Source organism: Leptospira kanakyensis (assembly GCF_004769235.1).
GTDB lineage: Bacteria > Spirochaetota > Leptospiria > Leptospirales > Leptospiraceae > Leptospira_A > Leptospira_A kanakyensis.
In genome coordinates this window covers 1-13,134 of sequence record NZ_RQFG01000018.1, presented here as the reverse complement: position 1 = coordinate 13,134, position 13,134 = coordinate 1, and the positions used below count along the sequence as shown (strand labels likewise).

Annotated in this window: 13 protein-coding genes; 5 read left to right on the top strand and 8 right to left on the bottom strand. The window is 34.9% G+C overall.

What is annotated here, in order from left to right; translation table 11 throughout:
* Positions 1–12: 12 nt before the first annotated feature.
* Positions 13–183: a hypothetical protein gene (locus EHQ16_RS19505; protein ID WP_167482660.1), complete on the top strand. Its 171-nt coding sequence runs from the start codon at positions 13–15 to the stop codon at positions 181–183.
* A gap of 136 nt (positions 184–319) precedes the next feature.
* Here the strand turns inward: EHQ16_RS19505 and EHQ16_RS12565 are convergent, their stop codons facing one another.
* On the bottom strand, positions 320–1,339 hold the full coding sequence (locus EHQ16_RS12565) for a synaptic vesicle VAT-1 family membrane protein (protein WP_135634068.1): 1,020 nt from the start codon (positions 1,337–1,339) through the stop codon (positions 320–322).
* A gap of 47 nt (positions 1,340–1,386) precedes the next feature.
* Between EHQ16_RS12565 and gcvT the strand changes: the two genes are divergently transcribed.
* From gcvT to EHQ16_RS12545, 4 genes are read left to right on the top strand one after another with little or no spacing between them, the layout of a single operon-like run.
* Entirely contained in the window at positions 1,387–2,529 is a 1,143-nt protein-coding gene (gene gcvT / locus EHQ16_RS12560; RefSeq protein WP_135634069.1) for a glycine cleavage system aminomethyltransferase GcvT, read from the top strand.
* 30 nt (positions 2,530–2,559) lie between these two features.
* Entirely contained in the window at positions 2,560–2,952 is a 393-nt protein-coding gene (gcvH, locus tag EHQ16_RS12555; RefSeq protein WP_135634071.1) for a glycine cleavage system protein GcvH, read from the top strand.
* A 16-nt stretch (positions 2,953–2,968) separates the two neighbouring features.
* Positions 2,969–5,881 carry an aminomethyl-transferring glycine dehydrogenase gene (gene gcvP, locus EHQ16_RS12550; protein ID WP_135634073.1) on the top strand — a complete coding sequence of 971 codons (2,913 nt, stop codon included), beginning with the start codon at positions 2,969–2,971 and terminating at the stop codon, positions 5,879–5,881.
* Positions 5,882–5,905: 24 nt separating this feature from the next.
* Positions 5,906–6,241 (top strand): (2Fe-2S) ferredoxin domain-containing protein, encoded by a 336-nt coding sequence (locus tag EHQ16_RS12545; protein ID WP_135634075.1) that lies wholly within the window; start codon positions 5,906–5,908, stop codon positions 6,239–6,241.
* A gap of 121 nt (positions 6,242–6,362) precedes the next feature.
* On the opposite strand, the gene EHQ16_RS12540 is transcribed toward EHQ16_RS12545, so the two are convergent.
* The 7 genes from EHQ16_RS12540 to EHQ16_RS12510 form a co-directional block, all read right to left on the bottom strand.
* A complete protein-coding gene (locus tag EHQ16_RS12540; protein WP_208742295.1) occupies positions 6,363–6,926 on the bottom strand; it encodes a dihydrofolate reductase family protein in 564 nt (187 codons plus the stop codon).
* Complete coding sequence (locus tag EHQ16_RS12535) at positions 6,923–7,504, bottom strand: hypothetical protein (protein ID WP_135634077.1); 582 nt, start codon at positions 7,502–7,504, stop codon at positions 6,923–6,925. The genes EHQ16_RS12540 and EHQ16_RS12535 overlap by 4 nt, the downstream gene beginning before the upstream one ends.
* 207 nt (positions 7,505–7,711) lie before the next feature.
* On the bottom strand, positions 7,712–8,389 hold the full coding sequence (locus EHQ16_RS12530) for a hypothetical protein (RefSeq protein ID WP_135634079.1): 678 nt from the start codon (positions 8,387–8,389) through the stop codon (positions 7,712–7,714).
* Between the two features lie 775 nt (positions 8,390–9,164).
* On the bottom strand, positions 9,165–9,743 hold the full coding sequence (locus tag EHQ16_RS12525) for a DUF5063 domain-containing protein (RefSeq protein ID WP_135634081.1): 579 nt from the start codon (positions 9,741–9,743) through the stop codon (positions 9,165–9,167).
* A gap of 53 nt (positions 9,744–9,796) precedes the next feature.
* The gene (locus EHQ16_RS12520) at positions 9,797–10,474 is read right to left on the bottom strand and encodes a hypothetical protein (RefSeq protein WP_135638879.1); all 678 of its coding nucleotides are present in this window, start codon (positions 10,472–10,474) and stop codon (positions 9,797–9,799) included.
* Positions 10,475–10,554: 80 nt separating this feature from the next.
* Positions 10,555–11,742 (bottom strand): hypothetical protein, encoded by a 1,188-nt coding sequence (locus EHQ16_RS12515; RefSeq protein WP_135634085.1) that lies wholly within the window; start codon positions 11,740–11,742, stop codon positions 10,555–10,557.
* 208 nt (positions 11,743–11,950) lie between these two features.
* Entirely contained in the window at positions 11,951–12,661 is a 711-nt protein-coding gene (locus tag EHQ16_RS12510) for an SH3 domain-containing protein (protein ID WP_135638887.1), read from the bottom strand.
* Positions 12,662–13,134 lie beyond the last annotated feature (473 nt).

Below are 13,134 nucleotides of genomic sequence, written 5' to 3'. Positions count from 1 at the left end.
TTACCTCTATAAATGAAAAAACCCGCAGGTCTTGCGGGTTCACACAATCTTACTTCGAGAGTTTCGAAGGAAGAATCGAATCTAAGTTATTTCTTAGATTTTTTCTTTGCAGCTTTTTTCTTAGCGGCTTTCTTTTTTGCGGCTTTCTTTTTAGCAACCATTGTGATCGTCCTTATCTTTTGATTTCAAATCACGGCTGTCCTTGGCAAACAGAGAGTGAATTGATACGACATAATTAAATCATATCAATTTTAATGTAAAGAAATTTTATTTTTTGCAAGAATTTTTATTCAAAATAAAAAACAGACTAATACACATTCTACGGAACTGTGATAACGATCTTACCAATTGTTTGTCCTGATTGAAATGTACGAAGTGCATCAAGTATCGAATCAAACGTAAACTCATGCCCAATCGTTTGTTTTGGTAGTGATAAGATCATTAAATCGGAAAAATGTTTTCGAAGTTCATCAATTTCATTCCACAACCATATTAAATTGAATCCCATCACCGATTTATTGTCTGAAATCATAGATAATGGATCAATTTTTGGTCTTCTGAGGTAAGAATAGGCGATGGATAACCAATTTCTGAATGAATGTGATGGTGTGAAGTTCGCACTGCCATAGGTAATAAGTCTTCCCATCGGTGCCAATAGATCATAACTGTCGTGAAAATAACGACCACCTAAACATTCTAAAACTATTTTTAACGGATGTTCTGATAAAATTTTCCTCATCTCTTGTTTAAACTTAGGAGATCTAATGAGAAAATAATCATAACCAACCTCTTTTAAGATCGAAAATTTACGAGAATCACCTACAAGACCGATGGTGATTGCTTTTTTTTTCTTCGCAATGTGACCTGCCATGATTCCAACACCACCAGCGGCGCTATGAATGAGAATATGATCACCTTCTTTCACTTGTCCTAGTGGAACCAGTGCATAGTATGCAGTGAGTGCTTGTACAACAAAGGCTGCACCATCTTGCATAGACCAACCCTTCGGAAGTGCAAATACAGTTTTTTCTGAAATGTTCAAATGAGTTGTGTATGCACCAAAGCGAGTCACACCAAACACAGAGTCGCCGACTTGAAAATTCTTCACTTTTTCGCCAATTTTTGCGATTTTTCCCGCAAATTCCAATCCAGGAATGAAACTTCCTTTAGGAGTTGCTGAGTACAAACCATAAATCGAAAATACATCGGCAAAGTTGAGACCAATGGCTTTCACTTCAATGGTCACTTCATCACCTTTCGGTTCACTGAGCGGTTCTGATTTTCTTTGCAGATGATCGATAGATCCGGTTTTTTCGATGCGATAGACTTCTCTTAACATTATATCTTAAAAAAAATTCTATTCCATAACGATGAAACCATTTTTCCATGGTTCCAGAGTCTGAACGAGAGAGTGCCGTGGAACTAAAACAAACACCTTTACATACAATCCATAAAGAAATGGGAGCTAAGATGGTTCCTTTTGGCGGTTGGGACATGCCTGTGCAATATACTGGGATCATCCAAGAACATTTGGCCACAAGATCGGCTGCGGGACTCTTTGATGTATCCCATATGGGTGAAATTTTTGTCACCGGAGATGAAGCAGATGTTCTTACTTTCTTAGAATCAGTCACCTGTAACACCATCACTGGGATGAAAGTGGGCCAAGTGCAGTACAATGCAGTGGTAAATGAAAATGGTGGGCTTGTGGATGATATCACTGTTTATAAATTCAGTGATTCGAAATATATGATTTGTTCCAATGCATCCAACTACCCTGCAGTAACAAAACATTTAGAAACATACAAAAAAGGGAACGTTTCTGTTCTTGATGATAGTAAAAACTGGCATCAAATTGCATTACAAGGTCCAAAAGCAGATGAAATTTTTTCTAAGTATCTTGGTAAGGACTTAAGTTCCATCCTCTATTATCATTTTGAAGAAATGAACTGGAAAGGAGAAACCATCATCGTATCTCGTACAGGTTATACGGGAGAGGATGGATTTGAAATTTATACATCAAACACACTCGGTGTCACTCTCTGGAAAGAATTATTAGAAATAGGAAAAGACTATGGTTTGGTTCCTGTTGGTCTGGGAGCACGTGACACACTAAGACTTGAAGCAAAATACCCGCTGTATGGCCATGAACTCAATGCAGAATGGACACCGGTAGAATCGGGAATCAACTTTATTGTCAAAGAAAAACCCTCACCTTACTTGGGATACACGCGGATCATTGCAGATAAAAAAAATGGCCCCAAATCAAAAGTTGTGGGAATTCGCCTAATGGAACCAGGGGTTTTACGGGAAAATTTCCCAATTTTCTCAGGTGATGGGAAAGAAATTGGCAAATCCACCTCGGGAACCCACTCTCCCAGCCGGAAAGAATCCCTAGGATTAGCCATTCTGGACACCGAATTCGCCAAAAACCAAGTGGAAGTATTTGTGGAGATTCGTGGGCAGAAGAAATTGGCAAAAGTAGAGACTGGCGCCTTCATCCAAGGCAGTGTCCGAAATAATCGTTAAACGAAAGAGTCACATCGAAGAGGAAAAATCATGGCAGATACACAAGCAAGAGACGGATATTATTATACGGAAAAACATGAATGGGTCAAAGTAGAAGGTGATTTGGCACAAATCGGAATCACTGACTTTGCACAAAATGCACTTGGTGACATTGTGTTTATTGACCTTCCTAAACCAGGAAAACAAATCAAAGCTAAGGATAGCCTTGGAACCATCGAATCAGTAAAAGCTGCAGAAGATTTATATTCACCAATTTCTGGCGAAGTAGTAGAAACAAATGCAAACCTCGGTTCCAATCCAGCGGCAGTGAATGCTGAACCTTTTGATACTTGGATGGTAAAACTAAAAAACATCCAAACTTCCGAACTCGGAAACCTACTTACTGCAGCGCAGTATAAAGAATACGTATCTAAACTAGATTAATAGGAGTTTTTCTAAAGTGAGTTCCGTAAAACCTACATCACCTCTCCAATCCCCTTATGAAGAAACATTAGAACCAAGTGATACCTTCCTCCGTCGCCATGTCGGTGTGACCGAAGAAACCGTTTCTTCGATGCTCAGCACAATTGGTTATAAGGCTTTGGATGATCTCATTAATGATGCGGTTCCGGAAAACATTCGTTTACGAAAGGAACTCAACTTACCAAATCCGATTGGTGAATATGCTCTTCAAAGAGAACTAAAGAAAATTGTTTCTAAAAACAAAATCTATAGATCTTATTTGGGTCTTGGATATTACTCTTGTATCACTCCTGCCGTGATCCAAAGAAATATTTTAGAAAACCCAGGTTGGTATACTGCTTACACTCCTTACCAAGCAGAAATTGCACAAGGTCGAATGGAAGCTCTCATCAATTTCCAAACGATGATCACCGATTTAACTGGAATGGAAATTGCCAATGCTTCTCTTCTTGATGAAGGAACAGCGGCAGCAGAAGCGATGAATATGCTTTTCTCTTTAAAAGAGGATACACAAGGAAAATCATTCTTTGTATCACAGTCTGTTCATCCGCAAACTTTAGATGTGATCCGCACTCGTGCGATTCCGCTGGGAATCAATATTGTTGTGGGATCTTTTAAAAAGATGGTTCCATCCAATGATTTTTTTGGAGCGATTGTACAATACCCTTCGACTGACGGAACCATTTACGATTTTAGTGAATTTATTGAAAGTCTCCACAAAGTTGGTGCCAAAACTGTGGTGGCAGCTGATCTTTTAGCACTTACCATTTTAAAAGCACCAGGTGAAATGAATGCTGATGTTGTTGTGGGAACCACACAACGATTTGGATTGCCACTCGGATTTGGTGGACCACATGCAGGATACTTTGCCACCAAAGAAGAATACAAACGAAACATGCCAGGTCGCCTCATTGGTGTTTCCAAAGATTCTCAAGGAAAACCTGGTTACCGCCTAAGCCTACAAACACGAGAACAACACATTCGTAGAGATAAAGCAACATCTAACATTTGTACAGCGCAAGTTTTACTTGCGGTATTATCTTCTATGTATGCCGTTTATCATGGACCAAAAGGTTTAAAACAAATTGCATCACGAGTGCATCGTATGACAACGATCCTTGCGACTGGTCTTGAAAAACTCGGATACAAAATTATTTCCAATCCTTACTTTGATACCCTTCGAATCGAATTGTCTAAAATTTCTTCCGCAGAAATCATCCACTATGCAGAAGAAAGAGAAATCAATATCAGACAGGTTTCTGGTCATGTGATCAGCATCTCTTTAGATGAAACTACGAATCTAAAAGACATCAAAGACCTTTTGGAAATATTTAACGAAAACAAATCACTCCATTTTGAATTAGATGATCTAACGGCCAAAGAAGAATGGAAAATTCCAGAAATCATGGAACGTAAATCATCCTATCTGACTCATCCAGTTTTCAATAGTTTCCATACAGAAACAGAGATGCTCCGATACATTCGCAGATTGGAATCCAAAGATTTATCTCTTACAACATCCATGATTGCTCTTGGATCTTGTACAATGAAACTCAATGCATCAACTGAAATGTATCCTGTCACTTGGCCAGAACTATCCAATATCCATCCGTTTGTTCCTGAAAATCAAACCGAAGGATATAGAACACTTTTTAGCCAATTAGAAAAATGGCTTTGTGAAATCACAGGTTTTGCTGAGGTTTCTCTCCAACCTAACGCTGGTTCGCAAGGAGAATATGCAGGTTTACTTGCCATTCGTAATTATCACCAAAGTCGTAACGATATGCATAGAGACATTTGTCTCATCCCCATCTCGGCACATGGAACCAATCCCGCATCCGCAGTGATGGCTGGATTCAAAGTGGTTCCAGTCAATTGTGATTCCAATGGAAACATTGATGTAGATGATCTTAAGAAAAAAGCAGTCGAATACAAAAGTAGTTTAGGTGCCCTAATGGTTACCTATCCTTCCACTCATGGTGTTTTTGAAGCCTCCATCAAAGAAATTTGCCAAACCATCCATGATCATGGTGGGCAAGTTTATATGGATGGAGCCAATATGAATGCCCAAGTGGGACTCACAAGACCTGGTGATATTGGTGCCGATGTTTGTCATTTAAACCTTCATAAAACTTTTTGTATCCCTCACGGTGGCGGTGGGCCAGGTGTTGGACCAATCGGTGTTGCCGAACACTTAGCACCTTTTCTTCCTGGGCATAGCCTTGTAGAAAATGGATCGAATAACAGCCAGTGGGCGGTGTCTGCTGCCCCTTGGGGATCTGCATCTATCATTGTGATCTCTTGGGCTTACATTGCCATGCTCGGATTTGAAGGATTACAATTTGCAACAAAGATTGCGATTCTCAATGCAAACTATATCGCTAAAAAATTAGAATCTTCATTCCCGGTTTTATATCGCGGAAACAAGGGTCTAGTGGCTCACGAGTGTATTTTGGATATGCGTGGATTCAAAAAAGGTAGTGGTGTCGAAGTAGAAGATATTGCCAAAAGGCTGATCGACTTCGGATTCCACTCACCTACGATGTCCTTCCCAGTTCCCGGTACGCTTATGGTAGAACCAACAGAATCGGAATCCAAAGAGGAACTCGATAGATTCATTGACTCTATGTTAGCCATTGCCGGAGAAATCAAAGACATTGAGTCGGGAGTTCTTTCCAAAGAAGACAACCCACTTAAAAATTCTCCTCACACGGCAGACATGGTCATCAGCGATTCTTGGAACCATTCTTATCCAAGAGAACGAGCGGCTTATCCTCTTCCTTGGTTACGCATACGTAAGTTCTGGCCAAGTGTAGGTCGTGTGGACAATGTGTACGGAGATCGTAACCTGGTTTGTTCGTGTATTCCTATGGAAGATTACGCCGTTTAAGAAAATTAAGGAAAAGAAAAACCGATGTTTTACGAAAAACATGTTTTTGTCTGTGAAAACCAAAGGGCACCCGGCGAACGGGTGTCTTGCGGGAATCAAGGCTCCATCGAACTTCTAAAACTCCTCAAACAAAAAGCAGCCAAAGCGGGAATTGAATACAAATTTCGAGTTCAAAAATCTGGTTGTTTGGATCGTTGTGAACTTGGACCCATCCAAGTTTCTTACCCAGAAGGGAAATGGTTTGCAATGAAAACAGAGGCCGACGTAGAAACAATTTTAGAATTTTATCTTAAAACCAACCAACCAGAAAAATACAAACACCTAGTCGTGGCAGACGATGCAGTGGCGGAAGAGAAATAGAAAAAGTAGATACTACTTCAAATCAACTTAGTTACCAATCTCTGAAACTGCCTACTACACTATTATTTTTAAAATTCAAGTTCATCACTGATTGTTTTTTTGATAATCATATTCTGACTCGTTAACTCTTGTCGTAAATAACCTGAACTACTCCTGACTTAAATCTGTTTGTTTCAATCAAGGTAAGATTGAGTCTTTCCTTTAAATCTTCAAACAATGGCTTCCCACTTCCCAATGCAATAGGATGAATTGAAATACGATAAATATCGATAAGATTATGATTGATAAATGTTTTAATAAGACTGGCGCCTCCGTAAAGCCATATGTCTTTTCCATTCTGCTTTTTTATCTCTTCCACTTTTTTTAGGATATCTGAACTGATGTATTCGGCGTTGTTATCAATTTTTGGATGATTTGAAAATACATATTTTTTCTTTGAATGAACTCCTTCCCAAAGTTTAATTTCTGCTTGAGTAGCATCGTTTGACGGTTGGTAGTTACCCCAGTTGTCATAACTGATCCGACCATAAAAAATTGTATCAATTGTGGACAAGAAACCATCAAAGTTCATATCATCATCCATGATACACCAATCAATTTCTCCATTAGAACCTTCAATAAAACCATCTAATGTTACAGCTAGATCTAATATAATTTTTCTCATATTACCTTTTTCCAATTTCATAAAGTTCTCTTATTTAAGAAATTCAAAAAACCACCGTTCAATACAGTCCAATAAAGTAATCCAAAACCAATAAATTTTGTATAGGGAAGATTCCGAATGATTTCAAAGGGAAGAAATGTAAACGGACCCTGGACTGCATGAGAAAGAATCATTTGTATTTCAAATGGAAAAAACGCAAATGCACTGAGAATTGCAATGATAAGAATTTGTTTTATTTTCATTTGTTGCTTTAGAACAAACTTATTATTTAGGAGATAAAATAAAGAACCGAGAAATCCTGCTAATATTGTAATGTAATCAATTCTGTTTTCATATAAAAAGATATGACTCACTAAGTAGTAAATCGTCATTGATAAAATCAAATGAAAAATTTTCCGAAGAAAATTGATATTTCCAATATTAAAATAGGAAGTTGAAACTGGAAAAGTAAATCCCGGCAGAAAAAACATCGTATAAATAAACAAGTATTTGATGGTTTTATTTATATTCATCCAAGTGGCAAACGAAAAGTAAAACAACCCCAATGCGATCGAGAAAAGTAAAGGTTTATTATTGGAAAGAATTACTTTTATGCTCATTTGATTTCGAATACCCGACATTAATATTAGTTACAATTTGTACAAACCAGTAAAGTTCATTTTCTTTCTACTTTTCTAGGAAATATACTCTTCTAATTTCCAACTTCGATCCAACGAACCGAAGTAGGTTCACCCCAAATCCGAGGCAGGGTATTCAGAAAATTGCGTCTCTGAGTAATGTGTACGAGTAAAACGCATTCCTAAAACCTAACGAAGAATAGATTTTAAATCCAAATTTATTTTATACATAACTTTTTTCATTAGCATAGGATGTATTTTTGAGGAGGTAGTTAGGTTGTAATACAAACCAATATAATTGGTCTCATTTTCAAGGTAACTATTATTGAAAATAACTCCTCCTGATTTATTTTTAATTATAATTTCTAGATTTAAAATACACTCAGTCTTAAAAATCGGCGCGCCAAAATACCACGTAAATACTCCAAAAAGTCCCAATCCATACGTAGTACTATATCTATTACATGTATATGTATTAATTTTTCCAAAAATATTGAAATCTTCATTATCGGAAATATTTTCAGAAATAAAGATTTTTTTTAACTGATATTGATTAGCCAATTCTTTTTTGATAATATCAGCTATATAGTATTTGATAGGTGAATTAACACTTAATGTATCTGCCTCAGGAAAATTCAATTTGGCTCCAGCTGAAAAAACCAAAGGGATCATGGCAAGTATTGAATCATCCTTATTTTCACCTTTTCTAAGGTCTTCAAAGATAAGAATTTTTGCCGTTTTATTTATGCTAATTTTATCATATTCGCGATGATTTAATTCATAGTTTTCAATTGGAATTGTCATACACGAAAGTGTGGTGATCAACAAAGCAATGTATTTTATTTGGTTTATCATTTTATTTGCCATAGATAATATTTTTTGAATCTCATATAATGAATATTATGTGACTTTAATTTGTATAGTTTTTAACTACATCACATCCTATAAATTTTGAATATTGCAATATAGATTCTAGACTTTTATTTACTTCACTTGGCAGCTCTAGGTGTAGCAGACTTCCAGTTTTAGTAACTATAGAGATAGTTGTCTTCGAAATTACTTCTAGTTGTCCGTTTTCAAGTCTCACTAAATCAATGGAATAGTCTTTATGAAATGCGAAAAAAGATTCTAAAAAAAGTATGTTAGTTGTTTCTTGAACAAATTCATTAAATGGTAGGAAAAAAGTATTATCATAATTCTTGTGAAACAAATCATATAAGTGTTCAGGACAAGATACGTTCCCAAATTGGATTTTGTCTTTATAGTCTATTGAATCACAGAAGTCGTACTGATTTAAAACAAACGAAAAGTAGGATTGCGAGCATAGTTTTGGATATTTTTGTTTAAAATTTTCGCAAACTTCCAAAGGTAAAGTGACGGAATTTGATTCACATTTAAAAATATAAATAGGTTCCAATGATTTATCGGAAAGTATTGACTTTGAGATTTTCAATTCATTGATTACCGATGTTTTTTCTCTTATGTAGTAAGCGTTACCAACAGTATATATAAATAGACTAGTATAGATTATTATGAGCAAGGATACTAGGATTATTGTAAGTTTGTATATCTTTCGTTTCATTTAAGTAATGTCGTATAACGAACTAGCGGAGACGTAAGTGAATATTTTTTTCAGATAAATTCAAATAGGATATTTTTTCCCATCATAAATAAAATAGTGGAGGTATCTTAGCGCATCAATACAATGTTTTCCCCAATGATGGAGAAAACTCCATTTTAAAGTCCAAAGACCATCTTCAACAATTTCATTACTTTCTAGTGATTCAATTTTGGTAATTTGAGTTTTTAAATCACGATAGATATCTGACATGTCATCATCTAGCCAACCTTGAATTGGAATTTTGTCTTCTTCTCTCCATCCTAAACTAGGTATGCCATTAGTTTCAGAGTATGTAGGGTCAAAAATTTCCCAATACAAAGAACCCTCTTTTAAATTTGAAATCAGTGAACAATTTAAATTTTTGAAATATTTATCGTCATCTAGGTTATTTTCATTATTAAAGTGATTTAAAGGAATTGAATCAAATAAGTGACCAGATAAATATAAATTAATTAAGTTTTCATGTAATTTGGGATAAAAGTCAGTAAGAGAGATATTTTGATTTTCCAATAATTCAATAAAACTCTTTGCACTTAACAACATTGTTTTTGTTGTTTCTTTTTTTAAAAAACCAAGTATTTCATCCGATATCTTATTCATTTTTAACTAAACTTTTAATTTTTACTAATGCTGTTATGCGAATGTCAGCAATTCTAAAATTCGATTTTAGTTTTCTCACCTTCGACAGTCACTTCATATATTACGTATAAATCACCTTCCTTTTCAATTGAATAACTGTTTCCATAAAGGGTGTTTGAATATATATTTTTGAAATCACCATTTTCAAGAACGTCAAAAATTACTAATGTGTCAGTGTCGCAACATCCTCCATTAACAATTAATTTTTCTCCTTGTAAATTTCCAATAGAACCTAAATAAACATTCTGGTAATTTATGCTTTTAAGATTATCTTCATTATCAAATATTTTCCATGAATTTTTTGTCTTTATCCAAAGTTGAGAACCATTAGCGATATCACTTGAAGAATCAAATCCTAAATGATGAATCAAAACAAGATTATCTTTTATTCTATTAAATTTTAGATTGGTTTTGGTATTTTTAATAAATGAAATGATTTTTGGTATATCACTTTCTACATATAAAGTCTTTTCGCCTCTAATTCTATCAATTACGAATTTTTGATAGTGGAAAGAGGCAATATCTTCTAACGATTTTCCTTCTTCTGTTAATAAATCTTCTTCCTTTATATACTCTTTTAACCATTCTACATGGAAAGTCGGACTAGTGTTTGCAATGGTTTTCTTACAATTATTGAATATTGCAAATACAATCAATGTAAGAATGAATATTATTGGAATCTTTTTTGTCATATATACTTTCCTTATTTTTTACTGACTATCGCATAACGAACTTGCGGAGACGACGTTCTGGTTTCTAGAAAATCCTTAGTTCAAATTTCTTTTATTCGAATAAATTTTTGATTTTTTATTAAATAATTTTGCTTACCAATTTTAATAGTTTCTCCCTCGTGAATTTTAGAAATGTTTGAAATATCTTCTTCTATTGTATGGATTGATCCTCCAGTTTTCCAGGCTAAGTATAGATATTCGGGATGAATTAACCCATTGTATCCACAGATTATGATATGAACTGGTTTTGTTATTTTTTCGATAAATTTAAAATCTCTCATCGAAGCATAATTGTCCGCTATGAGGATAACATCTTTGCATGTTGAACATTTTTCAATACCCGATATTACTGCCTCAACATCATTTTCTTCAATATCGCCGCCATATCCTGAACTCATTGTTTTTTCAGCAATTTTAGCTATATCTTCATAACTCGATGTTTGACCAAAATATAGACCGCCAGTAGACAAAGGAATTTTATCTTTATCGGGTTTTAAATCTCCATCATTAAAAAACATAAGACTTTTCACTTTCTTATCTAAAGATTTTAGCTTAAACCATGTAATCAATTGTATTGTATAAGGATACATACTGCCAGTTAAATCTGCAACGATTAGTAATTCGCTCCATTGTTTATTTCGTTCCAAAACTTTTTCGACTACTTCATCCTTTAAGATAGGCTGATGGCCGCACGATGATAGATCTTCTTTAGTTGAAATTGATTTCGTTGGTTCTGGAAAAATTTTTGTTCTAATTATATCTAATTCTTTCTTTGAACTTTCAGTTGTAGGAGTTGGGCGATAGTGAACTATAAAACCATGAAATAGTTTTTTTCCTTCTTCACGATTTATGCAGTTTTTGTTTTCATAAGTTGACCACTGAATCATAGGATTAGAAAAAAGTTTATTATTTTTCTTTAAATTTTTGATACGTTCGGTATTCAACCGATCCTGATTGAAACCGAGTTGGTGTTTACAGACTGAATAAATTAATTCTACACGCGTTATTGTCTCTATAGAGCTATTCAAATCTATTAAATTTTTGACTTTTTTTCCATTAAAATCTAATTCTAGTTTTAGTTGAAGTTCATTTTCGTATGAAGGTCTTTTTGGTGAAGATGTTACTTCAACTGCGTCTAAGCAAACTTCACTAGATTGAGCCCAAATGGGATTTTGTCTTGGAAGGTAACAAATTAGCATGATTCCAAAAACAATCTGATATGTTCTCATTTTCGATAATCTCCTAAGGGTGAAAATTTTTGAAAAACAATTTATTTTATTTCAATTAAGCGGATTTATCAGAACGGCGCATAACGAACTAGTCTACTCGACGTTTTCCGACCCTGAGTCCCGAAGCGGGACGTTAGGGACTGGCACGTAGCCCGAGCGCAGCCGTAGTGCCGAAGCGAAGTGAGTAGACGCTGTTATGCGCTGGTCCCTAGTTATCCAATTTGATGTATTCTCCAAAAACCCAACCTTCTTTTTGGTCAGAATTTTTTAATAAACATCCATTATATGAATCAGAGATAGGAAAAATCAAATACCAGAAATTTTTCTTATCACCAATATAATCCTCATTTTTTGTTTTAGCAATAACCGTAATTGTGTAATTTTTTGGTATAAACGAAATTTCCTTATTACTTATACTTTCATCATCCAAGTGACTAAAAAAGCATTCAAATGATTTTGAACCTTTCGAAGGTTTTTCTCTCATTTTTAGATTAGAAGTAACTGTAGCATCTTTTAAACCTTGAGTAATAACTTGAATTCCTTTGAAATTTCTAATTAATCCTTCATTTACCTTTTTACTTTTATTATACAAAACTAGTTTGTTGTCACAATGTAAATATTCTTGATATTTGATAGATTCTTCATCAATTTTAGTAATACATTTGAAATCTTTTAATTTTTTGTTTTTACAATTTGAGTTAACATTAAAGAAATTATAAATATCTTCTGAATATGTAAAACTTGCTGTAAAACCATCGCAGCCATCTCCTTCACCATTTAGAAAATATAAAGCTTTTGAATTTTCCAATTGTAAGATCATTTCATTTGAACTTATGGAGTTCTCCCCGAATATTAATTTTTCAGATTTTAAAACTAATGGGAAGAGTAGAATGACTAAGATGGATATTCTGTTTTTCATATCTTTTTCAAATTTCAGGGACTTGCGCATAACACTTTTTAGATGTCTATTTTAGTCATGAATGTTTTCTGGCCGGCAAAACAACATTCCATTTGTATGTTTCTCTTGAATCATTCATAATTCCTGTCATTGATATCTCCGATTAAAAGAATTACCATACCCAATACCTAACAATGGTTTATGTATTTTCCGTGGGCTTACAAGCATTTTTCATTAGCGCTGATTGGGATATATCTTTCAAGAATCTAACACTAAACGCTTAGTTTTGCTTCAATCTTGAAGTTGCATTCCTTTTCGAAACTACGAACTTTCCTGGAGATTTTTTTTGTTTGGGAAAGATCTACTCGCGAAACTGAGCAAGTTGTGATAGAAGGAAAGCATTGGGAGGCGGGTCTAGTTCCCCACCCTCGATCGGGCGGGGATACTTATATCCAATCCTGAACCCACTTCCCCCCGCCCGATCGAGGGTGGGG

Excerpts from the sequence above, each read along its gene's own strand:
- EHQ16_RS19505 (WP_167482660.1), top strand. The coding sequence starts at position 13 with ATGAAAAAACCCGCAGGTCTTGCGGGTTCACACAATCTTACTTCGAGA.
- EHQ16_RS12565 (WP_135634068.1), bottom strand. The coding sequence starts at position 1,339 with ATGTTAAGAGAAGTCTATCGCATCGAAAAAACCGGATCTATCGATCAT.
- gcvT (WP_135634069.1), top strand. The coding sequence starts at position 1,387 with ATGGTTCCAGAGTCTGAACGAGAGAGTGCCGTGGAACTAAAACAAACA.
- gcvH (WP_135634071.1), top strand. The coding sequence starts at position 2,560 with ATGGCAGATACACAAGCAAGAGACGGATATTATTATACGGAAAAACAT.
- EHQ16_RS12545 (WP_135634075.1), top strand. The coding sequence starts at position 5,906 with ATGTTTTACGAAAAACATGTTTTTGTCTGTGAAAACCAAAGGGCACCC.
- EHQ16_RS12540 (WP_208742295.1), bottom strand. The coding sequence starts at position 6,926 with ATGAAATTGGAAAAAGGTAATATGAGAAAAATTATATTAGATCTAGCT.
- EHQ16_RS12535 (WP_135634077.1), bottom strand. The coding sequence starts at position 7,504 with ATGAGCATAAAAGTAATTCTTTCCAATAATAAACCTTTACTTTTCTCG.
- EHQ16_RS12530 (WP_135634079.1), bottom strand. The coding sequence starts at position 8,389 with ATGGCAAATAAAATGATAAACCAAATAAAATACATTGCTTTGTTGATC.
- EHQ16_RS12525 (WP_135634081.1), bottom strand. The coding sequence starts at position 9,743 with ATGAATAAGATATCGGATGAAATACTTGGTTTTTTAAAAAAAGAAACA.
- EHQ16_RS12520 (WP_135638879.1), bottom strand. The coding sequence starts at position 10,474 with ATGACAAAAAAGATTCCAATAATATTCATTCTTACATTGATTGTATTT.
- EHQ16_RS12515 (WP_135634085.1), bottom strand. The coding sequence starts at position 11,742 with ATGAGAACATATCAGATTGTTTTTGGAATCATGCTAATTTGTTACCTT.
- EHQ16_RS12510 (WP_135638887.1), bottom strand. The coding sequence starts at position 12,661 with ATGAAAAACAGAATATCCATCTTAGTCATTCTACTCTTCCCATTAGTT.